This is a genomic window from Chryseobacterium carnipullorum (assembly GCF_900142785.1).
Taxonomy (GTDB): Bacteria; Bacteroidota; Bacteroidia; order Flavobacteriales; family Weeksellaceae; genus Chryseobacterium; species Chryseobacterium carnipullorum.
The window spans coordinates 75,721-100,275 of the sequence record NZ_FRCD01000007.1; the positions used below are offsets into that span (position 1 = coordinate 75,721).

General features: G+C 37.5%; 26 protein-coding genes. 18 read left to right on the forward strand and 8 right to left on the reverse strand.

Annotated elements, in window-relative coordinates; translation table 11 throughout:
* Positions 1 to 126: 126 nt before the first annotated feature.
* Positions 127 to 1,440, forward strand: coding sequence for an adenosylhomocysteinase (ahcY, locus tag BUC06_RS09355; RefSeq protein ID WP_073332922.1), 1,314 nt, complete (start codon positions 127 to 129; stop codon positions 1,438 to 1,440).
* A gap of 272 nt (positions 1,441 to 1,712) precedes the next feature.
* Positions 1,713 to 2,105, forward strand: a complete 393-nt coding sequence (gene yiaA / locus BUC06_RS09360; protein ID WP_073332925.1) for an inner membrane protein YiaA — start codon at positions 1,713 to 1,715, stop codon at positions 2,103 to 2,105.
* A gap of 84 nt (positions 2,106 to 2,189) precedes the next feature.
* On the opposite strand, the gene purE is transcribed toward yiaA, so the two are convergent.
* On the reverse strand, positions 2,190 to 2,693 hold the full coding sequence (purE, locus tag BUC06_RS09365; protein ID WP_073332928.1) for a 5-(carboxyamino)imidazole ribonucleotide mutase: 504 nt from the start codon (positions 2,691 to 2,693) through the stop codon (positions 2,190 to 2,192).
* A 247-nt stretch (positions 2,694 to 2,940) separates the two neighbouring features.
* On the opposite strand from purE, the gene BUC06_RS09370 reads away from it, so the two are divergent.
* The 4 genes from BUC06_RS09370 to BUC06_RS09385 all read left to right on the forward strand — a co-directional run bounded on the left by BUC06_RS09370 (position 2,941) and on the right by BUC06_RS09385 (position 7,381).
* Positions 2,941 to 3,849 (forward strand): DMT family transporter, encoded by a 909-nt coding sequence (locus BUC06_RS09370; protein ID WP_073332930.1) that lies wholly within the window; start codon positions 2,941 to 2,943, stop codon positions 3,847 to 3,849.
* A gap of 234 nt (positions 3,850 to 4,083) precedes the next feature.
* Positions 4,084 to 4,650: a hypothetical protein gene (locus BUC06_RS09375; RefSeq protein ID WP_073332933.1), complete on the forward strand. Its 567-nt coding sequence runs from the start codon at positions 4,084 to 4,086 to the stop codon at positions 4,648 to 4,650.
* A gap of 8 nt (positions 4,651 to 4,658) precedes the next feature.
* Positions 4,659 to 6,782, forward strand: a complete 2,124-nt coding sequence (locus BUC06_RS09380; RefSeq protein WP_073332936.1) for a cation:proton antiporter — start codon at positions 4,659 to 4,661, stop codon at positions 6,780 to 6,782.
* A 26-nt stretch (positions 6,783 to 6,808) separates the two neighbouring features.
* Positions 6,809 to 7,381, forward strand: coding sequence for a hypothetical protein (locus BUC06_RS09385; protein WP_073332938.1), 573 nt, complete (start codon positions 6,809 to 6,811; stop codon positions 7,379 to 7,381).
* A gap of 582 nt (positions 7,382 to 7,963) precedes the next feature.
* Here BUC06_RS09385 and BUC06_RS09390 read toward each other — a convergent pair.
* Together BUC06_RS09390 and BUC06_RS09395 are read right to left on the reverse strand one after the other, a co-directional pair.
* Complete coding sequence (locus tag BUC06_RS09390) at positions 7,964 to 9,076, reverse strand: 5-(carboxyamino)imidazole ribonucleotide synthase (RefSeq protein ID WP_073332941.1); 1,113 nt, start codon at positions 9,074 to 9,076, stop codon at positions 7,964 to 7,966.
* A 39-nt stretch (positions 9,077 to 9,115) separates the two neighbouring features.
* Entirely contained in the window at positions 9,116 to 9,667 is a 552-nt protein-coding gene (locus BUC06_RS09395) for a DUF1543 domain-containing protein (protein WP_073333315.1), read from the reverse strand.
* A gap of 85 nt (positions 9,668 to 9,752) precedes the next feature.
* Here BUC06_RS09395 and BUC06_RS09400 point away from each other — a divergent pair, with 85 nt between their 5' ends.
* Together BUC06_RS09400 and BUC06_RS09405 are read left to right on the forward strand one after the other, a co-directional pair.
* Positions 9,753 to 10,583: a sulfite exporter TauE/SafE family protein gene (locus BUC06_RS09400; protein ID WP_073332944.1), complete on the forward strand. Its 831-nt coding sequence runs from the start codon at positions 9,753 to 9,755 to the stop codon at positions 10,581 to 10,583.
* Positions 10,583 to 10,966 carry a DUF1634 domain-containing protein gene (locus tag BUC06_RS09405; RefSeq protein ID WP_073332946.1) on the forward strand — a complete coding sequence of 128 codons (384 nt, stop codon included), beginning with the start codon at positions 10,583 to 10,585 and terminating at the stop codon, positions 10,964 to 10,966. Before BUC06_RS09400 ends, BUC06_RS09405 begins: the two co-directional genes overlap by 1 nt.
* A 2-nt stretch (positions 10,967 to 10,968) precedes the next feature.
* Here the strand turns inward: BUC06_RS09405 and gloA2 are convergent, their stop codons facing one another.
* Both gloA2 and BUC06_RS09415 read right to left on the reverse strand, forming a co-directional pair.
* Positions 10,969 to 11,346 (reverse strand): SMU1112c/YaeR family gloxylase I-like metalloprotein, encoded by a 378-nt coding sequence (gloA2, locus tag BUC06_RS09410; RefSeq protein WP_073332949.1) that lies wholly within the window; start codon positions 11,344 to 11,346, stop codon positions 10,969 to 10,971.
* A gap of 68 nt (positions 11,347 to 11,414) precedes the next feature.
* On the reverse strand, positions 11,415 to 11,855 hold the full coding sequence (locus tag BUC06_RS09415; protein WP_073332952.1) for a nuclear transport factor 2 family protein: 441 nt from the start codon (positions 11,853 to 11,855) through the stop codon (positions 11,415 to 11,417).
* A gap of 131 nt (positions 11,856 to 11,986) precedes the next feature.
* Between BUC06_RS09415 and BUC06_RS09420 the strand changes: the two genes are divergently transcribed.
* Positions 11,987 to 13,069, forward strand: coding sequence for an endonuclease/exonuclease/phosphatase family protein (locus BUC06_RS09420; RefSeq protein WP_073332954.1), 1,083 nt, complete (start codon positions 11,987 to 11,989; stop codon positions 13,067 to 13,069).
* Between the two features lie 189 nt (positions 13,070 to 13,258).
* Here BUC06_RS09420 and BUC06_RS09425 read toward each other — a convergent pair whose 3' ends face one another.
* Entirely contained in the window at positions 13,259 to 14,545 is a 1,287-nt protein-coding gene (locus BUC06_RS09425; protein WP_034728930.1) for an adenylosuccinate synthase, read from the reverse strand.
* 235 nt (positions 14,546 to 14,780) lie between these two features.
* On the opposite strand from BUC06_RS09425, the gene BUC06_RS09430 reads away from it, so the two are divergent.
* The 3 genes from BUC06_RS09430 to BUC06_RS09440 all read left to right on the forward strand — a co-directional run bounded on the left by BUC06_RS09430 (position 14,781) and on the right by BUC06_RS09440 (position 16,369).
* Positions 14,781 to 15,032, forward strand: coding sequence for a type II toxin-antitoxin system ParD family antitoxin (locus tag BUC06_RS09430; protein WP_073332956.1), 252 nt, complete (start codon positions 14,781 to 14,783; stop codon positions 15,030 to 15,032).
* Positions 15,029 to 15,328 carry a type II toxin-antitoxin system RelE/ParE family toxin gene (locus BUC06_RS09435; protein ID WP_073332957.1) on the forward strand — a complete coding sequence of 100 codons (300 nt, stop codon included), beginning with the start codon at positions 15,029 to 15,031 and terminating at the stop codon, positions 15,326 to 15,328. The genes BUC06_RS09430 and BUC06_RS09435 overlap by 4 nt, the downstream gene beginning before the upstream one ends.
* Positions 15,329 to 15,433: 105 nt before the next feature.
* Complete coding sequence (locus BUC06_RS09440) at positions 15,434 to 16,369, forward strand: alpha/beta fold hydrolase (protein ID WP_073332959.1); 936 nt, start codon at positions 15,434 to 15,436, stop codon at positions 16,367 to 16,369.
* A 187-nt stretch (positions 16,370 to 16,556) separates the two neighbouring features.
* On the opposite strand, the gene BUC06_RS09445 is transcribed toward BUC06_RS09440, so the two are convergent.
* Complete coding sequence (locus tag BUC06_RS09445; protein WP_073332960.1) at positions 16,557 to 18,146, reverse strand: ABC-F family ATP-binding cassette domain-containing protein; 1,590 nt, start codon at positions 18,144 to 18,146, stop codon at positions 16,557 to 16,559.
* Positions 18,147 to 18,532: 386 nt separating this feature from the next.
* On the opposite strand from BUC06_RS09445, the gene BUC06_RS09450 reads away from it, so the two are divergent.
* The 6 genes from BUC06_RS09450 to BUC06_RS09475 all read left to right on the forward strand — a co-directional run bounded on the left by BUC06_RS09450 (position 18,533) and on the right by BUC06_RS09475 (position 23,570).
* Positions 18,533 to 19,087, forward strand: coding sequence for a phosphoribosyltransferase (locus tag BUC06_RS09450; protein ID WP_073332962.1), 555 nt, complete (start codon positions 18,533 to 18,535; stop codon positions 19,085 to 19,087).
* Positions 19,088 to 19,212: 125 nt separating this feature from the next.
* Positions 19,213 to 19,791, forward strand: a complete 579-nt coding sequence (locus BUC06_RS09455) for an adenylate kinase (protein ID WP_073332964.1) — start codon at positions 19,213 to 19,215, stop codon at positions 19,789 to 19,791.
* Between the two features lie 67 nt (positions 19,792 to 19,858).
* The gene (gene obgE / locus BUC06_RS09460) at positions 19,859 to 20,842 is read left to right on the forward strand and encodes a GTPase ObgE (RefSeq protein WP_073332965.1); all 984 of its coding nucleotides are present in this window, start codon (positions 19,859 to 19,861) and stop codon (positions 20,840 to 20,842) included.
* Positions 20,843 to 20,845: 3 nt separating this feature from the next.
* Positions 20,846 to 21,637 carry a hypothetical protein gene (locus tag BUC06_RS09465; protein ID WP_073332967.1) on the forward strand — a complete coding sequence of 264 codons (792 nt, stop codon included), beginning with the start codon at positions 20,846 to 20,848 and terminating at the stop codon, positions 21,635 to 21,637.
* A gap of 63 nt (positions 21,638 to 21,700) precedes the next feature.
* A complete protein-coding gene (locus BUC06_RS09470) occupies positions 21,701 to 22,189 on the forward strand; it encodes a DUF6438 domain-containing protein (protein ID WP_073332969.1) in 489 nt (162 codons plus the stop codon).
* Between the two features lie 88 nt (positions 22,190 to 22,277).
* A complete protein-coding gene (locus BUC06_RS09475; RefSeq protein WP_073333317.1) occupies positions 22,278 to 23,570 on the forward strand; it encodes a DEAD/DEAH box helicase in 1,293 nt (430 codons plus the stop codon).
* Positions 23,571 to 23,781: 211 nt separating this feature from the next.
* On the opposite strand, the gene BUC06_RS09480 is transcribed toward BUC06_RS09475, so the two are convergent.
* A complete protein-coding gene (locus BUC06_RS09480; protein ID WP_073332971.1) occupies positions 23,782 to 24,555 on the reverse strand; it encodes a TatD family hydrolase in 774 nt (257 codons plus the stop codon).

Here is a 24,555-nt window from a genome sequence, read left to right on the forward strand (position 1 = left end):
AAGACTAAATAATTTTAAATGATGTATAATCTCATAAACCTGACTTCATCTGCCGTTTTTTTATCTAAATTATTAATTGTAATTTTGCATTTCGTTATCAATTGAATTTAAACTTATTCATTACATATGAGTACTACAACACAATACGTTCCTTACAAAGTGAAGGACATCTCCCTAGCAGAATGGGGAAGAAAAGAAATTACCCTTGCTGAAGCAGAAATGCCAGGTTTGATGTCTATCCGTGAAGAATACGGACCATCTCAACCGTTGAAAGGGGCAAGAATTGCCGGATGTCTTCACATGACCATCCAAACGGCTGTGCTTATCGAGACATTGGTGGCTTTAGGAGCTGAAGTTACCTGGTCTTCTTGTAATATTTTCTCTACACAAGATCATGCTGCTGCTGCAATTGCTGCTGCAGGAATTCCGGTTTACGCCTGGAAAGGACTAAACGAAGAAGATTTTGACTGGTGTATTGAGCAGACTTTATTCTTCGGTGAAGACAGAAAACCATTGAACATGATTTTGGATGATGGTGGAGATTTAACGAACATGGTTTTCGATAAATATCCTGAATTCACAAAAGATATCAGAGGGCTTTCTGAAGAAACAACTACAGGAGTACACCGACTGTACGAAAGAATGAAAAACGGAACTTTGGTAATGCCTGCAATCAATGTAAATGATTCAGTGACTAAATCTAAATTCGACAACAAATACGGATGTAAAGAATCTGCAGTAGATGCTGTAAGAAGAGCGACAGACGTTATGTTGGCTGGAAAAAGAGTGGTAGTTTGCGGATATGGAGACGTTGGTAAAGGTACTGCTGCTTCTTTCAGAGGAGCGGGTTCTATCGTTACCGTTACTGAAATTGACCCAATCTGTGCGCTTCAGGCTGCCATGGACGGGTACGAAGTAAAAAGATTGGATACTGTTGTAGACAACGCAGATATCGTAATCACGACTACCGGTAACTTCAACATTGTAAGAGGAGAGCATTTCCTTAAAATGAAAGATAAAGCGATCGTTTGTAACATCGGTCACTTCGATAATGAAATCGATATGGCTTGGTTAAACAAAAACTACGGTCACACGAAATCTGAAGTGAAGCCTCAGGTAGATATCTATACGATCGAAGGTAAAGAAGTAATCATCCTTGCTGAAGGTAGACTGGTTAACCTGGGTTGTGCAACAGGACACCCAAGTTTTGTAATGTCTAACTCTTTCTCTAACCAAACTTTGGCTCAGATCGAATTGTGGAACAACTCTGCAGCGTACGGAAACGAAGTATATATGCTTCCTAAGCATTTAGATGAAAAAGTTGCTGCTTTACACCTTAAAAAATTAAGCGTTGAGTTGGAAACTCTTTCTCCGGAACAAGCTGAATATATTGGTGTAGATGTAAAAGGGCCATTCAAGCCTGAATACTACAGATACTAAGATTATTTCAATCTATATACAATCCCATTATTTAACATGATGGGATTTTTTCTGTTCCCATATTTCTAAACCTGCCAGGTGATCCTTATTTTTGAAGGTTAAAAATAATCATCAAAAAAAATCTCTTCCGGTTGTTGATGAACTTAGCTACCATTTTAGCTAGTAGAGTACCTATTACTCTTTTCCCCGTATTTTACCCCTATTTTTATACCATGACTCTTAAGTTTAGAAAAAATGAATATATTTAGCCCCTTAAACAAAACATGTAATTAATGAAAAAACAAAGAGTATCAAATGCATTCGTAGCTGCGTCCTGGGTAGCATTGGGAGCAGGAATGATAGGTTTCATCGTAGGTCTCACCAGAGCTGAAATGCTGCTGAATGAAAAAGGATATTACTTTACCATCCTTCTTTATGGCCTTTTTGCCGTAGTTTCACTCCAAAAAGCTGTCCGTGACCGTTTGGAAAACATTCCGGTAACAGATATTTATTACGGGATCTGCTGGTTTGCCACCCTTTCTTCCATTGTCCTTCTGGCTGTCGGACTATGGAATGCCACCATCCTTCCAAGTGAAAAAGGATTTTATGCATTTGCTTTCCTTCTTGCTCTTTTCGGAGCGATCTCCGTCCAGAAAAATACAAGGGACAATATGGCCCAGGAATAAAACAACAACGCTTCAATATTGGAGCGTTTTTTTATTATAAACAAAATACCCCGTTACGGATAACGGGGTAATGTATGATTGATGTTATTGATCGTATGAATTGGGATGTTGAGCTTTAATATCATCCACTGTTCCCAGGACCTTATCTTTCAAAGCATCCTGATATTTCTGAAGATCCTCAGCCATCTTCTGGTCTCCGGTTCCTAAAATTTTAGCGGCCAGAATTCCTGCATTCAAAGCTCCGTTTAAAGCTACTGTTGCCACCGGAATTCCACCCGGCATCTGAAGGATAGACAATACAGAATCCCAGCCATCAATAGAATTGCTTGACAAAATAGGAACCCCGATTACCGGTAAAGTGGTACAGCTGGCAACCATTCCCGGAAGGTGTGCAGCGCCACCGGCACCTGCGATGATCACTTTAAGCCCTCTTTCCTTTGCTGTTTTGGCGTAATCAAACATTCTTTCCGGCGTTCTGTGCGCCGAAACGACTGTCAGTTCGTATGGAATATTGAGACTTTTCAAAAAATTTGCAGCCTGTTCCATGATTGGCAGATCGCTCTGGCTGCCCATAATAATTCCTACCATCTTCAATTTTTATTAGATCTTCAAAGATAAAGAATAAAAGTCTTTTTTTAAAATGACAGCTCTATTCATTCTCTACTATAGCTGTTAAAATTATACCCCATGAGCAACTTCCAGTTTCTCTCTTTCAGCTTCCAATCAATCATCTCAAAGTAAAAATCCATATCTGTATCAGCTAAAATCAGACAAACTGTACCCCTACCATTCATTTGAGAACAAGTATATTTGCCTGTTAGACCTTACATTTACTTTGAAAGATTACAAACTTCTTTTTGCTGTTCTCACGGTTGCAATTGTCTGGGGAACTACATTTCTGGCGATCCGCATTGCCGTGGAAACTATTCCTGCGTGGTTTGTAGCCGGGATCCGCCAGTTTCTGGCATCGGTCATTATGCTGATAGTGCTTCTTTCCAGAAAAGAATTCAAATGGATCGGATGGAAAAACATGGGTTATCAGGCTATTTTTGCTTCACTGATGCTGATTGTGGCCAATGGCATGACCACAGTGGCAGAGGAAACGGTATCCAGCAGCCTCGCTTCACTTATCAGTGCCTGCTCTCCTATTCTGGTCTTCCTGGGAAGTCTCGCGGTCGGCCTCCAGAAATTCAGTTTCCGGGCTTTAGTGGGTGTTTTGCTCTGTTTTAGCGGAATCCTTTTTATTTTCTGGGATGGGCTTCAGGATCTTGCCAACCCCGAATACAGAATGGGAATGATCTTCCTTTTCTGTGCGATTGCCGGATGGGCTTCGGGAACTATCTTCACCAAAAAACTGAATATCCAAAGCGGCAATATCACCTTGAATCTTTTTTATCAGTTCCTGTTTGCAGGTATGATACAGATTATTTTCGCCTTTCTGTTTTCAGAAAATTACAACTTCGGAAACTGGACGGTGAAAAGTATTTCAGCAATGCTCTATCTGGCAGTCTTCGGTTCCGTTGCTGCATTTTTTGCTTTTCACTATGCATTAACCAAAATCTCTCCGGTACAGGTTTCCATACTTGCCTACGTGAATACCATTATTGCTATATTTTTAGGATGGCTGATCATGGATGAAAAAATTTCCCTTAAATTTATCTTCGCGGCAGTGATGATTATCTGTGGTGTTTTTATCATTAATTATAAACCGGAAATGTTTCGAAAAAAGGTGGAAGGAAAATAAAGAATAAAATCGAAAAATACAAAAGCGTTTATTTTAACCGCCAAAGATTTCAGACCTCAAATTTAATAAAATACTGTATAGATCTGAGGAATCTGTGGGAATAGATTTTATTTCCTGATCTTAACTCCATCACAAATCATGTCTCAAAAAGCATATAAAATTTTCTTTATATGAGCCAGGAGATTTCATATTTTCCTTATTTTTTCTTATATTGTTTTAACCAACATCGACAATATGCTAAAAAACACATTTTTTATACTTTTTGCTGCCTCTTTTCTATTAATCAGCTGTGATTATAAGGAAAAAGAAAAAAATCTGACAGAAAGAGAAAAGCAATTACTCGAAAAAGAAAAAATATTCGCAAAAAAGGAATCTGAATACCAGTCTCTTTTAAAAATGAGAGACAGCATTTTTTCAAAGAAAGATTCCGTAAGAATCGCCTTATGGCCGGAAGAGATATCTGGTGCCTGGAACGGGAAGGTCATCTGTACAGAATCTAACTGCAGCGATTATGTAGTGGGTGATCAGCGTACAGATACATGGGAATTCGATAGTGATTCTATCCATCTTTCAACGAAAATCATCAACAATAATAACCTGGTAAGACTGTATTCCGGTAAATTTGAGAATAATGAAATTAAGCTCAATTTCAGAACAGATTCCACCTCTCAGAAAAAAGTGGAAATGAATGTTCTGCTGAATGATATTTCCGACAACAAAATTAAAGGAACACGAACCATTATATCTGATAACGGCTGTACGGCTAGATTTTCTGTAGAGTTAGTACGTTCCACCAAATAAAAACACCTATGATTTTACTGAGTATACATAATCTGAGTTTTCCTATAGAAGATCCGGTATTAAAATTCCTGTTGGTATTGATTATCATTCTTGCTGCTCCTCTTCTTTTGAACAAAATTAAAGTTCCCCACCTTCTGGGGCTTATTATTGCCGGTGCGGTGATAGGGCCTAACGGTTTTAATGTTCTTGCCAGAGACAGCAGCATTGTGGTTACCGGAACGACAGGCCTTCTTTATATCATGTTCCTGGCAGGATTGGAAATTGATATGGGAGATTTTAAAAAGAACAAATGGAAAAGTCTGACGTTTGGAATCTACACCTTTGTTGTTCCTTTTGTTTTAGGCTATCTGGGAGGTCATTATCTCCTTCACTTTTCTATATTGACATCGATCCTTTTTGCGAGTCTTTTTTCTTCGCATACTCTGATCGCCTATCCATTGGTGAGTAAATTAGGAATTGCAAAAAATAAAGCCGTCAACATTACCGTGGGCGGAACCATGATCACTGATATTCTGGCCCTTTTGGTGCTTGCCGTGATCGTGGGAATGTCGCAGGGAGATGTAGGTACAGAATTCTGGGTAAAACTTTCTGTTTCCTTTATTGTATTTGCACTTATCGTCTTAATCATATTCCCAATCATTGGACGCTGGTTTTTCAAAAAGGTAGATGACAAAATTTCACAGTATATTTTTGTGCTGGTGATGATTTATCTGGCAGCAATGCTTGCTGAACTTGCCGGAGTAGAAGCCATTATCGGAGCATTCTTTGCGGGTCTGGCTCTAAACAGATTGATTCCTCATACCTCATCTTTAATGAACAGGGTTGAATTTGTAGGAAATGCCATCTTTATTCCTTTCTTCCTGATCAGCGTAGGAATGCTTATTGATTTTAAGGTTTTCTTTAAAAGCTGGGAAACCTTGGAGGTGGCAGCCATTATGCTCGTTGCATCCATTGGAGGAAAATATATTTCGGCGGTGATGACTCAAAAGACATTCAGACTGTCCAAAGAAGAAGGAAAACTGATTTTCGGACTGAGTTCGGCTTCTGCAGCGGCTACTCTGGCTTCAGTAATGGTAGGATATAACATCATCCTTTCTGAAACAGAAACGGGTGAACCGGTAAGGTTACTGAATGAGCACGTGCTGAACGGGAGTATCCTTCTGATCCTTATTTCCTGTACCATCTCTTCATTCATTTCAATGGCAAGTGCTCAAAAAATTGCGGAAAGTGACAATGAAGATACAGTTTCCGGCAACAGCCATGAAGAGGAAAATATCCTGCTGGCGATTAATCACGAAGAAACGGTAGACAGAATGGTGAATCTGGGAATCCTGATCAAAGCCCATTCAAATACGGAAAATCTGTTTGCTTTAAATGTGATTAATGAAGATAAGAATGAATCTTCAGTGAAAAATGCTGAAAAACTTCTTCATCACGCTGCAGATGCCGCCGCTGCAGCTGACGTTAAGATACAGGCTCTGAAAAGATATGACAACGATGTGATCAACGGAGTCAAAAACGTAATTAAAGAACAGAAAATTACTGACCTGATCATCGGACTGGAAGATGAGAAAGGCTTCTCCCCTTCTTTTGTGTATAATCTGTACAACGGATATCTTCAGAATGACGATGTGAATGTACTGGTCTATCACGCCGCACAACCCCTTTCCACGATTAAAAAATATGCTGTGATGATTCCTGAAAATGCTCATAAGGAGGCAGGATTCTTCCACGCGCTTCTAAGGGTATGGAATGTAGCCAGAAATTCCGGTGCAACTGTAGTGTTTTACGCTCCTGAAAACATTCTTGATATTCTTCAGAAAATCGTCAAAAAAGCAAATATAGAGGCCGAGTTTATCATTATGAGCACGTGGCAGGACGGAGAAAAAACGGCTGCAAAACTGAAAGAAGATGAAGCACTGATCATTTTAATGGCTAAACGTGGAATGCAGTCTTACATTCCGAGAATGCGACTTATTCCTGAATTATTGAACAAGTATTTAAAGGATAATAATTACCTTCTGATCTTCCCATTCTCGGAATTTGATGAAAATAGTCCGGAGATCCGTTCTGTAGGGAATCATGGTGATTTTATGGAAATCGGAAATGTGATCCAGAAGATTTTTAAGTAGTCTAAAATAATTTTATATTTAAATCCATGAAAAAATTATTTCCAGCAATTCTTTTATTATTAATCGGCTGCAAGGATCAAAAACAAAATATCACGGTAGACCCTAAAATAAAACCATCAGTAATGTCTGAAATTAAATATGGTAAAAAATTCTTTGATTATAATGAGATAGACTATTATCATATTGAAACCAAAGAAGATGAAATTATAGAATTAGATCAAAATCAAGACAAATCAAAAATTGATAAGCTTAAGTATCATTTGATATATGACACAATACCAAAAAACATTAATGATCTTGATTTTCTAAATTATATAGACAAAATCGGTTACTTGAAAAAGAAAATAAATCCTTCTAAATTTGAAAGCATCAATAAAATATTTGTGGAAAAGCCTGAAGAAGAAATAATAATTGCCGCTTGTATTCCAGTCTTCAGGGATATTTTAGTTTTTAAAAAGAACAGTAAAGTGACAGGAATAGCGAAAATATGTTTTAGCTGTCATCAATATCGTATCATTGGAACAGATGCCAATACAGAAAACTTTGGCTCAAATAATGACTATTCGCAACTCGGAAATATTTTAGATACTATTAACTAATAATGAAAAAGTACTATTAGCCATAGTTTCACTGTTGACTTTAATTATAGTTTCGATAACAGTTTACCGGAATCATCCCATTGAAATCACAATAAAAGAAGAGATAAAAGCTGGAGATAAAATCATTAAAAAACAATGGGAAATTTCCTGATAACAATGATTATAAAACACTGAAGAATTTACGACTAAAACAGGAAGATTCCCACATTTATCTTAATTACAAAGGATAATAAAGGTTATTTTGAGGTTGCTTATCTTGAAAGTTTCGACGGTTCTCATCTTTTATGGAATTCTAAAGAAAGAAAATAGATGATAGATTTTCCTAAAATTCAAAAGTAGAACATGAATAAAATAGAATGAATTCAAGCTTCACAACATTCAAAAAAATCTGCTCCATCCATTCAATCTGGGAAAGAATTTTTCACGCAAAGCTTTAAGATCTTACTATTGATTTGAGGAAAGCAAAGAAAAGAATCAACAAGTTGATCTGATGAAGCGAATGGATCTATAGTATTGACAAAATAACATAAAAATGAGCTGCAATCATGATTACAGCTCTTTATCTTTATTTTAAGTCTCGCCTTATTCAGCGATCACTCTCACCATACTTTTCACCATCACCAACTTCTCCATCAGCTCTTCTCTGGAATCAGCCAGCACATTGATGTGACCCATTTTTCGTCCCGGTTTGGTTTCTGTTTTCCCGTATAAATGAATGTAGGTTTCAGGTAATTTAAGCACCTCTTCCATTCCCTCGTATAGTACTTTTCCGGCATATCCTTCTGCCCCTACCAAATTCAGCATTCCACTATAGGTAATTGCATCTGTATCGGCTAAAGGTAGATTTTTCACTACACGATACATTTGCTCAAACTGTGAATTTGTATTCCCTTCCTGGCTCTGGTGACCTGAATTGTGTAATCTGGGTGCAGTTTCATTCACCCATATTTTCCCTTCTTTATCCAAAAATAATTCAATTGCAAAAAGTCCCGGAGAATTGACAGCATTCAGAAACTTCTCTGTAATTAAGTCAATTTGCCGTTGAGTATCTTCAGTAAGAAGAACGGGACAAACATTGAAGTCCAAAAGATTGAGTTTTGGATCAGCCACCATTTCTGTCACCGGAAAGATATTTGTTTCGCCGTTTTCATTTCTGGCAACGATAACAGAAAGTTCCTTGTCAATATCTACAAGGCTTTCGATAACTGAAGCCTCTTTCCATAAGTGTTGATAATCCTCTTCTGTTCTGATCACCTGAACGCCTTTTCCATCGTAACCTCCTGTGTTCATCTTCTGCACAAACGGCAGCGGCATCATGATCTTTTCATCACTGTTCCATACGACCTGAAAATCAGGACTTGGAATATCGTAGGTTTTATAGAATTCTTTCTGAAGGATCTTCTGCTGGATCGTTTTAATGATGGCGGCATTGGGAACTACTTTTATCCCTTGTTTTTCAAGCTCGGCCAAAGCATCCGCATTGACGTGTTCTATTTCGATCGTCACTACATCCTTATCTTTCCCAAAGTTCAGTACGGTTTCATAATCGTTGAAATTTCCCTGGGTAAAATGGGAGATATTGTTGCACGGTGCATCAGAAGCCGGATCCAGCGTATAAAATTGGTCATCGTATTTCAGTGCGCTTTGGATCAGCATCCTTCCCAGCTGCCCGCCTCCTAAAATTCCTATTTTCATTCTTACTTTTATTTTTTCTATTAGATTTTTTATGGAAAGTTATTGAATCTTGTCAATCTTTAAATATCCAAGTCCCATTGGGTTTTTCTGATCTTCCGCATCAGATTTTGTCAGGATAATGGAATATTTTTCTTTCATTTTTTCAGGCAGGATATCATTCACATTGAAAATATCATCAATATCAACACCATGTTTATCGTCCACATGGCTTACGGCGCCTTCAAAACCCATCGTTGCATAAAACTCCGTCGCTTTTGCCCTTTTGATGATCTCCCCCATCGATTTTCCTACCATCAGATGCTGCTCGTGAAATTCTTCAAAAAAGCCTTTCTTATATCCCCCTAAATTAAGGAAATACAACTTATCTTCATAGGTCTGAGCTGTTTTTTCCACAATGTTCACTTCATACCCGTCTGCAAATTTCACTTCCTGATAGCAGTCTAAATGGATCTTTCCTTCGGCTTCTTTCCAGAAATCCTTCATATCGGGAGCGAGATCTTTAAGATTTTGTGCGATCCCGAAAAAAACGTCATGCTGCTCGATATTCCTACCCTTGGGCGTTGCACCGAGAATGATATAAAATAATTTCATTTCACTTTTCATGCCTGCAAAAATACGTCAAATTTATCTTTTTTAAACGTTTGGCAGAATAAGCCAATAGTTTTATATTTGTAGCATGTCAGAAATCATTATTCTGTTCCTCGGCGCGGTTTCAGCCGGTCTTTTAGGTTCACTTACGGGTTTGGGAGGAGGAGTTATCATTATTCCTTTATTGACGCTGGGTTTCGGCGTTCCTATGCATTATGCAATCGGTGCTTCTTTAATTTCTGTGATCGGGACTTCTTCCGGTGCTGCGGTAGCTTTCGTAAAAGAAGGTTTTACCAATATGCGGATCGGAATGTTTCTGGAGATCGGAACTACGGCAGGGGCTATCATGGGTGCTTTGCTTTCCGGAATGCTTAATCCCAATACCATCGGAATTATCTTCGCCAGCATTCTTCTGTTGACTGTTATTTTAAATCTTAAAGGAAAACCTGACCACCAGGAACCGGTCATCAAAGGAAGTCTTGAGGAAAAACTGAAGCTTTACGGAACATTTCCTGACAAAGGAGTTTTAAAAAGCTACTCGGCCAGAAATACAGTTCCGGGATTTTTAATGATGATGTTTGCGGGTGCTATGTCCGGGCTTTTAGGAATAGGCTCCGGTGCCCTTAAAGTACTGGCAATGGACAATATGATGAAGCTCCCCTTTAAGGTTTCTACGACTACGAGTAACTTTATGATTGGGGTAACGGCAGTAGCAAGTGCACTGATCTATTTCCAGAGAGGCGAGATCATCCCTGTAATTGTAGCTCCGGTATTAATTGGTGTGGTAGTAGGAAGTTTCATCGGGTCAAAAACACTGATGGTCTCCAAAACAAAGAAATTAAAAGTGTTCTTTGCGATTGTGATCACTATTTTATCAGTCTACATGATGTATAACGGTATCAATAAAAGCTTCAGATAATGAGAAAGAATTTTACAGATGTAGATCTGAACCGTTCGGTAGGAAATCTTTTGAGACTAGGCGTTATTTTGTCTGTGATTACGTCATTGATTGGTTTTATCAAACTTTTCGTGGAGGGCTTTGAGATGCCTAAAAAATATTCGTCCCTTAATATGGGCACCTCTTCTGAAAAAGTATGGGGAATGTTCTGGAGTTCTTTATGCAAAGGAGAAGGAATGGCGATTATCCAGCTGGGAATTCTGCTGTTGATCTTTACTCCTTTAGTAAGAATTATTTTTGCCTTGATCGGGTATTTAAAAGAAAAAGACTACGTCTATGTAGTCATTTCTTCAATAGTTCTTGTGATTATGGCGATCAGCTTTTTTACAGGGTACGCTCACTAATTTTACATTTCATAGAATTCCAGGGGAAGCTGATCAGGATCCTGGGTAAAGAAAAATTCTTTTCCGGTGTATTCATCTATGCGGATGTCTTCACAAATAAGGCCTTTTGCTATAAGTTCTTCCCTTTTAACGCTAACGTTTTCAACAGAGAATGCCAGATGTCTTAAACCACATGATTCAGGACGGGACGGTCTTTGCGGAGGATCAGGGAAAGAAAACAGTTCAATCACATAATGCTCCCCGATCGCCAGATCCAGTTTGTAAGACTTCCTTTCTTCACGGTAAACTTCCCTGATGATCTTCAAGCCTATAACTTCAGTGTAGAATTTCTTTGAAACCTCATAATCTGAGCCTATGATGGCGATGTGATGGATCTTCATTATTTAATTTTAATTTTTTAGGTCTATAACTTCAGCAAAACTTGCAACCTGAGCAGTAGATTTCTATTTTACTTTATTTCTCTGCAGTTCTCTTTTCTTCTTGTATCGATGATATACTGAATTTTCCAGTCACTCTGTTGCTTAACCAACTGAAAGCTGTTGGCTCCACAATGGGAAAATTTCCCTTTAAAATAGAAGGAATAAGGGGTAAACACGCTGGCCAGACCTCCATCTGAATGAACGGCATCAATGATGATCTTTTCATCCAGATCACCTTTTGAAAATTTAGATACGGAAGCAATAAATTCCTGAACGTTTTCATTTTTTACGGTTCCGTCTTTGGCAATACTCTGTAAAACAGCATTCTCAGCAAAAGCAGATTTCATCAATTCCGGATCGGCATTTTTCATTCCAAGAAACAGGGTACGGATCGGTTTTTCAATATCCTGGCTCTTTTGTCCGAAACAGAAGATACCAAATAGTAACGCCAACATGGTAAGTTTATTCATATTGATTGCAATTTATCTCAAACAATAAAATTAGGAAAAATATGGTCAATAATTAAAATTAACAAAGTTTAAAAAGTGAATAGCACTGCATTATTTAAAAATAGATTAATTTTATACGTTTATTTAAAATTATGTGGGGAATTTATTTGTTTTTGATTGGATTACTGGTGCTCTTAACGATACTACCCAAAATCCAAAACGCTCATTGGGTATTCAGGGTGCCGGAATTCGGCAAAATCCAGATTACTTATGTTGTGGTGCTTACCTTTATTTTGGGTCTTTTTCTTGATCATTCGCAGAATCTATGGTATGCACAGGGGCTTTTATTATTCCTGTTTGTTCATCATGGTATTACGCTGGTAAAATACACACCGCTTTATCCGGTGAAAAAATACAAACAGCAACATCAGTCTTCTCAAAAACTGCATTTCATTTCTGCTAATGTCTATCAGTTTAACAAAGAATATAACCGGTTTATTCAGCTTATTGAAAAATATAAACCTGAAGTATTTCTGACGATGGAAAGCAATGGAGATTGGGAACAGGCAATGAAAGCCCTTGAAAAAGACTATCCTTTCCAGCACAAAGTGACGCTTGAAAATACCTATGGAATGCATTTTTATTCTCAGCTTGAAATCAAAAGTGCCAAGACCCATTTTTTTGTAGCCGATGATATTCCAAGTATTGAAGCCCACTTAAAGACCAAAGACAGTTTTTCGTTTGTGTTCTTTGGAGTACATCCGCCGCCGCCAAGTCCTACCGAAGAAGAAACTTCGAAGGAAAGAGACGGAGACTTATTAAGTGCTGCAAAACGCATTAAAGATATCAAAGAACCCGTGATTGTTGTTGGAGATTTTAATAATGTGGCATGGTCAAAATCGTCTGTCTTATTCAGAAAAACCAGTCATCTGATCGATCCAAGAATCGGACATTCTTTTGTATCTACTTTTCATGCGAAATACCTCCTGTTAAGATTCCCAATCGATTTAATGTTCCACAGTGAAGATATTTTCATTAAAGACCTTAAAACTCTGGAAAATTTCGGATCAGACCATCTTCCTGTGTACTGTGAGTTTTTCATTGACCATCATAATGACGAACAGGAAGAAAAGGTAGAAGAAGCCACTGTTGAAGAAAAAGCAGAAGCAGAAGAAATGATACAGGAAGGAAAGAAAGAGGACGGAGACCGTGATGCGGTGGTAACGGAAGGATAGAATTTTAATTGCGAATAGTCAAAACGATATGATGGCAATTTTTTTAATTAAACCTGAAAATATTTGTGTTCGCAAGGGCGTTTCACTCAGCAAAAATAGCAAATAGCCTTTACTTAATACAATGGTTGATAAAACATAAAAAGCCGTTTCACAAATAATGAAACGGCTTTTTCTATTGTTGGATTATTCTTAGAATAATTCTTTTCTGATGATGTTCTGGCTTCTTTCAGGGCCAACAGATACTAAGTATACATTGATTCCAAGGTATTTCTCGATGAACTCAATATATTTCTGAGCATTGTCAGGAAGTTCGTCGTAGCTTCTCACCTTGGTAAGATCTTCGTTCCAACCTGGCAGATCCTGATAGATTGGTTCGTAGTTGTATAATTTCTCCGTTGAAGAAGTGAAATAATCGATGATTTTTCCGTCTTCTGTTTTGTAATGAGTGACGATCTTTAGGTTTTCAATTCCTGTAAGAACGTCTAATTTAGTAATCACAAGGTTGTTGATCCCGTTGATCATACAAGCGTGCTTTAAAGAAACAAGGTCTAACCAACCTGTTCTTCTTGGTCTTCCTGTTGTAGCACCGAATTCACCTCCGATCTGTCTGATCTTCTCTCCTAATTCATTGTCTAATTCAGAAGGGAAAGGTCCGTTTCCTACTCTTGTACAGTATGCCTTAGCAACACCGATAAGATTTTGAAGGGATGTAGGCGGAACTCCTGCTCCTGTACAAACTCCTCCTGTAGATGGAGAAGATGACGTTACGTACGGATAAGTTCCGAAGTCGATGTCCAGCATCAATGCCTGAGCTCCTTCAAAAAGAACGTTTTTCCCATCTCTGATGGCTTCGTTCAATTCAACTTCTGTATCAACGATTCTGTCCTGAAGTTGTTTTCCAAGCTCTAAAAATTCGTTGTAAATTTCTTCAACGTCTAACGTTGGTTTTCCGTAATATTTTTCGAAAAGAGAGTTCTTAATTTTTAAGTTTTTCTCAATTTTGTCTCTTAATATTTCAGGATTTAAAAGGTCGATCATTCTGATCCCTACTCTTGAAATTTTATCTTCATAGCAAGGTCCGATTCCTTTTTTAGTGGTTCCGATTTGAGTTCCTCCGTGTTCTTCTTCACGGTAAGTATCCAAAAGAATGTGGTAAGGCATGATGACATGCGCTCTTCTGCTGATAAAAATGTGGTCAGTTTTCAGGCCTTTGCTTTCAATCTGGCCAACCTCTTTAATGAAAGATTTTGGGTTTACCACTACTCCGTTCGCAATGATACACTTCCCTTTGCACTGTAGAACTCCTGAAGGGAGAAGGTGCAAAACAAATTTCTCTTCACCTACATAAACCGTGTGACCCGCGTTGTCTCCTCCCTGGAAACGAACTACATAATCCGATTTAGCTGATAAAACATCCGTGATTTTTCCTTTACCTTCATCTCCATACTGAAGACCTACAACTACGTAAGTTGACATATTTTACTTTTATTTTAGATTCATGCAAAATTACTTTTTAAAAATAGGGTGGGCAAATTATGGGTCTAATATTTTTTAAAACTAATTTCAAACCTTATTTAGATTTGAATAAAAAAATTGGATGATTTGTAATAATGAATATGGAAAGTCAGATCGATACTATTCCATTTAAAATGAGTAAAACTCAATTTTGATCAAATACCAATTATTGGTATATTTGATTAAAATTAAAACGATGGCAAAAAATACATCCATATTATTGGGAGATTATTTTGATAATTTCATCAGCGAACAAATAAAATCAGGAAAATACTCGTCAGCAAGTGAGGTTATAAGAAACGCCTTAAGATTATTTGAATATGAAGAATCTAAGAAAACAGAATTAGTCAACGAATTAAAAAAAGGAGAAAAATCTGGATTTGTTGAAGATTTTGACCGTACGGAATTTCTAAAAAATCTTCATCAAAAACATTCTGCTGACTCATGAATTATAGAATAAGTAATGAAGCATTCAATGATTTAGAAAAGATTTGGCTCTATACTTTTGAAAACTGGTCATTAAAACAGGCAGACCATTATTTTGATCTTCTTATAAATGAGATTGAATATTTATCTAAAAATCCGGAATCCGGAAAAGATTACAGCAAGATAAGAAAAGGATATTGTCGTTCAAGAGTTAAATCTCATTTTATATTTTACAAAATCAACTTGAAAGATAAAGAAATTGAAATCATCAGAATCCTTCATCAGCAAATGGATATTTCAACCAGACTGGATGAATAGATTAGAAATTTAAAACTACGTGAAAAGTCTCTTATCATCTCTAATGAATTTGATTAATTCTGTATCTTTGATTATTCTCTGAAATAACCAAAGCTCCTCCCCATCATGAGATCATCACAAACATCATCCTACCTCTCCCCATCTCCCTCAAGCGAAGTAAAGCTCTTCCACACCCTGTTCACTCCTGACGAAATTCCGGTAAAAGCTACCTTACTCATCATCCACGGCATGCAGGAACACAGCGGAAGATATGCTGAAATAGCTGGTTATTTTGCAGATCAAGGATTTGTGGTTCTTACCTACGACCATTTGGGACATGGAAAATCGGTGAAGGATAAAAAAGACATTGGATTCTTCCAGCTGGATCAGCCGGACGAAAAGCTGGTTTCAGATGCTGACGCAATGGGTGATTATCTTATACAAAAATACCCGGATGTTCCTCACTTTGTTCTTGGACATTCTATGGGATCATTCGTTACGCGGTGTCTTCTTCAAAGAGCTGGCGGCAAATTTAAGGGAGCCATCATTACAGGAACCGGAGGTCCTTTGGCGGGTATCGGTCTCATTAATGGTTATCTCTCGTTAGCCAACAAAATAGCCCCTCATTATCTTACCTATCTCAATACTCTCTTCACTACTGTTAATAACAAAAGTTTTAAGAAAGACAAAGATTTCAGCGACACTAGTTGGCTGAGTTTGAATCCGGCCAATAGAAAAGCTTTTACCGAGGATGAACTCTGTGGAATTCCTTTTACCAATAATGCTTTTTATACGCTGTTTATTATTTACAAAAAAGCTACGGCAAGAAACTGGGCCGTTTCTATTCCCAAATCCTTCCCTATTCTTTTTGTCAGCGGGCAGAATGATCCGATCGGTGATTTCAGCAAAGGGGTTATCAAAACGGTAGACTATTTAAAAAAGGATGGATTTAAAGATATCAACGTCAAAATTTATCCTGAGATGCGTCACGAAATATTAAATGAAGAAATCAGGGAAGAGGTTTTCAATGACATATTTCAGTGGATTTTAAAGCATTTATGAAACTAAATATGTGTTATCTATATCTATTGGCCATCGCAAAGATGCCAGGATTTTATCCTTGATACAATTGTAAATCCCTTTTGTATTTTCTAAGTACCAACAGAAGAAATCTTTTAGACCTATCACTAATACAACACAACCATCCGTGAAATCTGCGGGAGCATAAAAAACATCAACAGAACATTATTTAACCCAAAACAATCTCCCTTTCTACTCCGATCTCTTCAAGAAAAATCTCATCATGGGAAATCACAAGCAGAGTTCCGTGATAATTTCTGATAGAATTGGTGAGAATGTCTACATTCTGCAAGTCTAAATTGTTCGTTGGCTCATCCAGAATGATCATATCAGGGGCTTTATTACTGATTGAAAGCCCGCATAAAAGCAGTCTCAACCGCTCTCCCCCACTTAATACCCCACATTTTTTATCCCAGGTTTCCTTTCTGAATAAAAATCGGGATAGTAAAGTCTTTACTTCAAATTCCGGCATCGCAATGTCATTAAACTGCTGGACAAAATCATAAACAGTAAAGTGCTGTCCAATCAAAGAATATTCCTGATCGACATAAATGGTATTACATTCTGATTTTGAAATGGTTCCGACAGATGGCTTTAGATTCCCCAATAAAAGTTTGATTAAAGTAGTCTTTCCGGAACCGTTGGATCCTTTGATCAAAATTCTGTCCCCACTTCTGATCTCAAGAGTAAGATTTTCTTTCCATAACAATTTTTCGTCATATTTAAAATTAACTTCCTCTGCAGCAAGCAGAAGCTTTCCGGAATGCAGATCAGAATCATTAAAAATTACTTTCATTTGATCAGAATTTTTCAATGATGAACGCAAATTTCTCAAGTCTCCTGATAGATCATTGATCTTTTCAGCATGAATATCTTTTAATCTGGAAGTATTTTTTTCGGCATTATTGCGCAAAGTATTCATCATAATCCTTGCTACACCGGACTTTTCCTGCTTCTGTTTTCCTCTTGCATCCAATTTTTGCTTTCTTTCCAGCGTTTCGCGTTCTTTCTCTTTTGCTTTTTTCAGAGCCCTCTCTTTTGAATGAATGTCATTGTTTAATGCTTCCTGTTCTATTTCTTTCTGTTCAGCATACAGATCATAATTTCCACCATAAGTAGAAATCCCCTGATTGCTTAATTCAAATGTCGTGTCAACAAGGTTCAGTAAAATCCGGTCGTGACTGACCATAACAACAGTTGAATGGGTTTGCTTAACAAATTCATACAGAAGTTTTCTACCTTCCAGATCAAGATGGTTGGTAGGTTCGTCTAACAAAATAATATCGGGCTGATTGATCTGAATTCCAGCCAGAAAAACTTTAGTTTTTTGTCCACCGCTTAAACTTTCCAGTTTTTGATTTAATTTCAAATTTTCCAGTTTCCAGTGTTCCAGAGCATTCTGGCAACGTTCCTCAATATCCCAGTCGTCATTTAAAATTTCAAAATATTCTTCATCTATGTCACCATTGATGATTTTTTGAAGAGCATTCAGCTTTTTATCGATCTTAAGACATTCTGATACAGTCAAATGGTCAAAATTTCCAAACATCTGCGGAACATAATACAGATCGCCTTTGATGGTTATGCTTCCTTCAGATGGTTGAATTTCCCCGGCAATAAGCTTCAGGAGTGTAGATTTCCCAATACCGTTGCTTCCGGCTACTGCCGATTTTGTATGGGATTGGATGGATAAATGGATGGAATTAAACAGGACGTCTCCTCCCGGAAACCCGTAGGATATATTTTGCAGTAAGATCATAATTTCTTTCTTGGTAATAATTAAACGTCAGTAACTCACGGGTTACTGTTGAGTACAATCGAAAAAGAAATTAAATCCTACATGTCTGTATCATTGGGTTTTGGAAATACAAAGATAGAAAATTTCCCAATATTACATTTTCCTGATAAAAAACATGCCTTTTTTTTCATTAATTCCGAAGCCATTGAAATCTACCGAACTAAAATGGCCTTGTACGCAAAGGTTTTAAATTGTAGATTTAATAGGATAATGGAATAGAATCAGCGATTTTTATTGCCTGTTATTTTCACTCCATCTTATTTAAATGAGTGATTATGAAATCCGCAATAAAAGTAGAAAAGATTTTGATCAAAAAAACGTAACTTTGCCGACTACTAAAATTTTTTATGGAAAGCATTAAAGTTCACGACAAAACTTTCGTTCCTTATCTGAAGGAAGCCGAGATTCAGGAAATTGTAAAAGAAACAGCTTTAAAGATTTATGAAGATTACAAGGATGAAGTTCCTGTTTTCATCGGGGTTCTGAACGGAGTGATCATGTTCTTCTCAGATCTTTTAAAATACTACCCGGGCGAATGCGAAATTGCGTTCATCCAAATGAGCTCTTACGCAGGAACTGAATCTACAGGAATCGTTTACCAGAAAATGGAATTGACGAAAGACGTGAAAGACCGTCACATCATTCTTGTGGAAGATATCGTAGATACTGGAAATACCGTTGAAAGCCTATTCAAATATTTCACAGAAACCCAGCGTCCGAAATCTGTGAAACTGGCTTCATTCCTATTAAAGCCTGATGTATACAAGAAAGATTTCAAACTGGATTATATCGGAAAAGAGATTCCAAATAAATTTGTCCTTGGTTACGGACTTGATTATGATGAGTTGGGAAGAAACCTTGCGAATCTGTATCAACTGGAAGAAGGACAGATCAACCATTAATTATTGCTGCTAGCTTTTGGCTATTAGCCATTAGCTTTAAATATTAAATCGAAATAAAGTAAATATTAACTAAAAAAGCTAAAGGCTGAAAGCGTATTGCTGAAAGCTGCAGGCGAATCAACATTATGATAAACATTGTTCTGTTCGGCCCTCCAGGAAGTGGAAAAGGAACACAAGCTCAAAACCTGATCGAAAAATTCAATTTAAAACAGATTTCAACAGGTGACCTTTTCAGATACAACATGAAAAATGATACCGAGCTTGGAAAACTGGCTAAGTCTTACATCGATAAGGGAGAATTGGTTCCGGATCAGGTAACAACAGATATGCTGATCGACGAGCTTAGAAAGCCAACCGATACCAACGGATTTATCTTTGATGGCTACCCAAGAACGACCGCTCAGACGGAAGCTTTGGAAAAAATCGTAGATGAGGAACTGAACGACAAAATTGATATCTGCCTATCCTTAGTGGTTGAAGATAAAACTTTAGTGGAAAGACTTCTGAAAAGAGGTGAAACGAGCGGAAGATCTGATGACAGCAATGTAGAGATCATCGAAAACAGAATTAAAGAATATTATACTAAAACAGCAGAAGTAGCTGAACTTTACAAGCAACAGGGAAAATATGTTGAAGTAAACGGCGTAGGAGAAATTGATGAGATTTCCCAAAAACTTTTCGCTGAAGTCGAAAAAATTAAATAATCGGGAGATGGAGTACGGGATTTGAAAAATTCGAATCCCGTCATCCACAACCCGCAACACAAACTATATGTCTAACTTTGTAGATTACGTAAAGATCCATTGTAAAAGCGGACACGGAGGTGCAGGTTCTGCCCACCTTCGCCGTGAAAAGTATATTCCTAAAGGTGGTCCGGATGGAGGCGACGGAGGTCGCGGCGGACACGTCATCATGAGAGGAAATGCTCAGGAATGGACTTTACTTCCACTTCGATACACCCGTCACATAAAAGCGGAACGGGGTGAAAACGGGGCGAAAAGCCAGCTGACCGGTGCTGACGGTGCTGATATTTATATCGATGTTCCTATCGGGACGATCGCTAAAAATGAAGAAGGAGAAATTATCGGCGAAATTCTTGAAGACAAGCAGGAAATCACTTTGATGCTTGGAGGAAAAGGGGGAAAAGGAAATGAGCACTTCAAATCTTCTACCAATCAGACTCCGAGATATGCACAACCAGGAATGGATGGTGAGGAAGGCTTCGTTGTTTTCGAACTTAAAATTTTGGCCGATGTAGGTTTGGTTGGTTTTCCAAATGCCGGAAAATCTACCCTTCTTGCCTCTGTATCTGCTGCAAAACCTAAGATCGCCAATTATGCATTTACAACACTGACTCCCAATCTTGGTATTGTAGATTACAGAAATTACAAATCATTTGTAATGGCTGATATTCCTGGAATCATTGAAGGTGCCGCTGAAGGAAAAGGTCTGGGACACCGATTCTTAAGACATATTGAAAGAAATTCTATCCTTTTATTCTTAATTCCGGCTGATTCTGAAAGTCATTTTCAGGAGTTTAAAATTCTGGAAAATGAATTAACGGAATATAATCCTGAACTTCTGGATAAAGATTTCATTGTTTCTATTTCAAAAGCCGACCTTTTGGATGATGAACTGAAAAAAGAAATTTCTTCTGAATTTCCGGAAAACAGAAAGCCATTATTTTTCTCCGGAGTTACTGGAGAGGGCCTCGTGGAACTGAAAGATGCAATCTGGAAAAAACTACACGGATAAAAGATGATACACTCATTAAAGAAAATAACAGCACCCGCTGTTATTTTTGTTTCATTTCTTCTGCCTGCCTCAGCTTATGCTCAGGATAGCGATTCATTCGTGGAAACATCTAAATCAGATGAACCAGCGCCTTTAAATGATAAGGCGTTTTTTAAGTATGAATTTAATAAAAGGTTAAAGTATACACTTACCTACGATAAGATCGCAGATCAGGGGGCTAGCAATGAGGTGAGTGAGGACATTCAGTATTTCGTAAGTGATGCCGATTTGTCCGTCCTATCTTTTAACAACAGCAGAAATGGTTTTATTTATAATTTAAATAAAGAGACCAATCCTGTACTCCCTGTCTTGATCAAGGATGAAAGTAAAGATATTAAACCTGGAAATTTTGATTATTTTAAAGGAGATATCCCGCTGGAATCTGAAATTGCAGACATTAAAAAAAGGAAAAAAGCAAAAACAGAACATATTTTAGAATTGGTGGAAAAGAGAGCAGAAAATGATCTCATTCATTATAAGTACAACCTCATTCTTAACCAAAAAGTGAAAAAGAATCTGGGAGTTATTGAACTGGACATTACCAACAGTGATCAGGATTTCAATAACAACATTCTGTACGATATGGAACCTTTGTTTTTTAAAAATAAAATAATGTTCAATAAAGGGGAGATAAAAAGCTATTCGCATTATAATTCTGTCAACAAGAGAACAAAGTTTTATCAGTCAAAAGATAATGAGCCTATCCTTTTAAGGTTATCATTTACCAAAGGCTGCTGTGTTTCCTCTCTGGAGTAATTTCAATCCTGAAGCCACGATTATTTGGAATAGTTATTGAAAGAAACAGAGAAACCATCCCTTATGAAGCACATACTAAGTCTTTTTGCACTGATATTTTTATTTTCATGCACGACTCAAAAAACGGAATCAAAATACACCAAAATTGAATATCAGGCGGGTGCCTGTTTTGGATCCTGCCCTGTATTTAAACTGACCATCAGTCCTTACAGAACCGCCATACTGGAAGCGGAACATTTTAATTTCTCCAAAGATTTTTCGAAAGGAGAATTTTCAAATCCGCGGGAAGGAACTTTTAATGGGGTGATCAGGGAAGCAGATTACAACAAACTGATTTCACTTCTGAATGATCTTGACGTCAAAAATCTGAAAGACCATTACGGAACAAAAAATATCACCGATCTTTCAACCTCCTATCTGAGAATTAATTTTACAGACGGATCTTCCAAAAACATAGAAGATTATGGTAAAAGAGGAAGTGAAAAACTGAGAAAAGTCTATATGTTCATTGAAGACCTGAGACATAACCAACAGTGGGCAAAAGTAAAATGATCCGCTTAAAAATATTTAGACTACCTTTGTACCATATAATTCCTTCACATTGAGGGAATTTTATTTTAAATTAAAAAAAATAGTTCATTTGAATTTTACAGACCTAAACTTAATAGAACCTATTGCAAAAGCAATTCAGGAACAGGGTTATACGAACCCTACGCCCATTCAGGAGAGATCAATCCCTGAAATCTTAAAAGGTAGCGACTTTTTAGGATGTGCACAGACAGGAACAGGAAAGACAGCGGCGTTTGCTATTCCTATTCTGCAGAATTTATCAAAAAGCAAGACCAAAAACAACCATATAAAAGCCCTGATCTTAACGCCGACAAGAGAACTTGCCATCCAGATCGAGGAAAATATTAATGCATACGGAAAATACCTTCCGCTAAAACAACTCGTTATTTTCGGAGGGGTAAAGCAGGGAAATCAGGAAGCTGCTCTCAGAAGAGGCATCGATATCCTGGTAGCAACCCCCGGAAGACTTCTTGATTTTATCGCACAGGGTATTATCAGCCTTAAGAACATTGAAATCTTTGTTCTTGATGAAGCAGACAGAATGCTGGATATGGGTTTTGTACATGATGTAAAAAGAGTGATTAAACTTCTTCCACAAAGAAGACAGACTTTATTCTTTTCAGCAACAATGCCTTCTGAGATCCAGAAACTGGCTGATTCTATCTTAAATAATCCTGTCAAGGTAGAAGTCACTCCGGTTTCTTCTACTGCTGAAACCATTAAACAGTCGGTTTATTTTGTAGATAAAGAAAATAAGCTGGACCTTCTTTCTCATATTCTGGAGAATGATATTTCAGATTCTGTACTGGTATTTTCCAGAACAAAACACGGTGCCGACAAAATAGCGAGAAAGCTGCAGAAAGATAATATCTCAGCAGAAGCGATTCACGGGAACAAATCTCAAAATGCGAGACAGAATGCCCTGAATAATTTTAAGAACGGAAAAACAAGGATTCTGGTCGCTACAGACATCGCGGCAAGAGGTATTGATATTGACGAACTGAAATATGTAATCAATTTTGAACTTTCCGACGTTTCTGAAACCTATGTTCACAGAATCGGAAGAACGGGAAGAGCCGGAGCAGAAGGATCTTCCATCTCTTTTGTAGACAGTCTTGATCTTCTAAATTTAAGAAATACGGAGAAACTGATCGGGAAAAAAATTCCTGTGATCAAGGAACATCCTTTCCATACGGATAATCTGGTAGCTCAGAAAAGAGACTCAAACAACAAGCCTATGGCCGCTGGCGGTGACAGAAGACCCAGGTCTCCGAAGCCTCAGAATAACAGCAATAAGCCTGCTGGAAGTACTCCTACAGCGTTCAAAAAACCTAAGAATAAGAATTTCACAAGAAAAAAATAATAGCAAAGCCCTTTCGATTGAAAGGGTTTTTTTTTATGTCGTATTGAATGACTTATCCTAAATTCGCTTATTTAATTGTGAAAAGTATTATGGGCTGATTTCTTTTCTATTCTTAAAGTAAAAATACTGTAGTAATACTAACTAAATCCTCCATAGCAATATAATTTCAACTCTTTCAAAATATTCATCCAGCGTATTTTTTAACGCTTACTTATTTTTCACCGTCTCCAAACAGCTTACATGCATTTTCCGTAGTGATTCTGTCAATTTCTGTAAAGTCTTTCCCATAAATATTCACCAGCTTTCCGGCGACAAGATCCAGATATGAACTTTCATTTCTTTTTCCTCTGTGTGGAACCGGAGCCAAATAAGGTGAATCCGTTTCCAGAACGATCTTTTCCAAAGGAATTTCATTCAGAAACTGATCGATCTTTCCGTTTTTAAAGGTCACCACTCCTCCTATTCCCAATATGAAATTGAGATCTATTGCGTGTTTCGCTTGCTCCAAATCTCCTGAAAAGCAATGGAAAATACCGCGAAGTTTTGGATGTTTTTTTCTTTCCAGCACCTCGAAGGTTTCATCAAAGCTTTCTCTGGTATGGATCACAATAGGAAGATCCTTTTTGATAGCCCAGTCAATTTGCTGTTCAAAAGCTTTAACCTGGATATCCAATGTTGTTTTATCCCAGTAAAGATCGATCCCGATCTCCCCTATCGCTGGAAAATTTCTTTCATCCAGATAATTCTTAACAATTTCAAGTTCCTTTTCCCACGATTCAGGTTTTACATAGCAAGGGTGAAGTCCCATCATGGAAATAATTTGCCCCGGATATTCTGCTTCCAGTTGAAGCATTTTTCCATGGGATTCGGAATCAATCGCAGGAAGGTAAAACTTTGTGATTCCTTTATCTACAGCCCTTTGAATGGCTTCTTTTCTATCTTCATCAAATTCCTCTGCGTATAAATGGGTATGGGTATCAATCAT

What these genes read in the sequence shown, in the direction of transcription:
- BUC06_RS09435 (WP_073332957.1), top strand. Translation starts at nt 15,029, where the DNA reads ATGAATTATAGAATAAGTAATGAAGCATTCAATGATTTAGAAAAGATT.
- ahcY (WP_073332922.1), top strand. Translation starts at nt 127, where the DNA reads ATGAGTACTACAACACAATACGTTCCTTACAAAGTGAAGGACATCTCC.
- gloA2 (WP_073332949.1), bottom strand. Translation starts at nt 11,346, where the DNA reads ATGAAGATCCATCACATCGCCATCATAGGCTCAGATTATGAGGTTTCA.
- BUC06_RS09395 (WP_073333315.1), bottom strand. Translation starts at nt 9,667, where the DNA reads ATGAAATTATTTTATATCATTCTCGGTGCAACGCCCAAGGGTAGGAAT.
- BUC06_RS09425 (WP_034728930.1), bottom strand. Translation starts at nt 14,545, where the DNA reads ATGTCAACTTACGTAGTTGTAGGTCTTCAGTATGGAGATGAAGGTAAA.
- yiaA (WP_073332925.1), top strand. Translation starts at nt 1,713, where the DNA reads ATGAAAAAACAAAGAGTATCAAATGCATTCGTAGCTGCGTCCTGGGTA.
- BUC06_RS09480 (WP_073332971.1), bottom strand. Translation starts at nt 24,555, where the DNA reads ATGATTGATACCCATACCCATTTATACGCAGAGGAATTTGATGAAGAT.
- BUC06_RS09380 (WP_073332936.1), top strand. Translation starts at nt 4,659, where the DNA reads ATGATTTTACTGAGTATACATAATCTGAGTTTTCCTATAGAAGATCCG.
- BUC06_RS09420 (WP_073332954.1), top strand. Translation starts at nt 11,987, where the DNA reads ATGTGGGGAATTTATTTGTTTTTGATTGGATTACTGGTGCTCTTAACG.
- BUC06_RS09400 (WP_073332944.1), top strand. Translation starts at nt 9,753, where the DNA reads ATGTCAGAAATCATTATTCTGTTCCTCGGCGCGGTTTCAGCCGGTCTT.
- BUC06_RS09445 (WP_073332960.1), bottom strand. Translation starts at nt 18,146, where the DNA reads ATGATCTTACTGCAAAATATATCCTACGGGTTTCCGGGAGGAGACGTC.
- BUC06_RS09465 (WP_073332967.1), top strand. Translation starts at nt 20,846, where the DNA reads ATGATACACTCATTAAAGAAAATAACAGCACCCGCTGTTATTTTTGTT.
- purE (WP_073332928.1), bottom strand. Translation starts at nt 2,693, where the DNA reads ATGGTAGGAATTATTATGGGCAGCCAGAGCGATCTGCCAATCATGGAA.
- BUC06_RS09385 (WP_073332938.1), top strand. Translation starts at nt 6,809, where the DNA reads ATGAAAAAATTATTTCCAGCAATTCTTTTATTATTAATCGGCTGCAAG.
- BUC06_RS09390 (WP_073332941.1), bottom strand. Translation starts at nt 9,076, where the DNA reads ATGAAAATAGGAATTTTAGGAGGCGGGCAGCTGGGAAGGATGCTGATC.
- BUC06_RS09470 (WP_073332969.1), top strand. Translation starts at nt 21,701, where the DNA reads ATGAAGCACATACTAAGTCTTTTTGCACTGATATTTTTATTTTCATGC.
- BUC06_RS09455 (WP_073332964.1), top strand. Translation starts at nt 19,213, where the DNA reads ATGATAAACATTGTTCTGTTCGGCCCTCCAGGAAGTGGAAAAGGAACA.
- BUC06_RS09450 (WP_073332962.1), top strand. Translation starts at nt 18,533, where the DNA reads ATGGAAAGCATTAAAGTTCACGACAAAACTTTCGTTCCTTATCTGAAG.
- BUC06_RS09405 (WP_073332946.1), top strand. Translation starts at nt 10,583, where the DNA reads ATGAGAAAGAATTTTACAGATGTAGATCTGAACCGTTCGGTAGGAAAT.
- obgE (WP_073332965.1), top strand. Translation starts at nt 19,859, where the DNA reads ATGTCTAACTTTGTAGATTACGTAAAGATCCATTGTAAAAGCGGACAC.
- BUC06_RS09430 (WP_073332956.1), top strand. Translation starts at nt 14,781, where the DNA reads ATGGCAAAAAATACATCCATATTATTGGGAGATTATTTTGATAATTTC.
- BUC06_RS09415 (WP_073332952.1), bottom strand. Translation starts at nt 11,855, where the DNA reads ATGAATAAACTTACCATGTTGGCGTTACTATTTGGTATCTTCTGTTTC.
- BUC06_RS09440 (WP_073332959.1), top strand. Translation starts at nt 15,434, where the DNA reads ATGAGATCATCACAAACATCATCCTACCTCTCCCCATCTCCCTCAAGC.
- BUC06_RS09375 (WP_073332933.1), top strand. Translation starts at nt 4,084, where the DNA reads ATGCTAAAAAACACATTTTTTATACTTTTTGCTGCCTCTTTTCTATTA.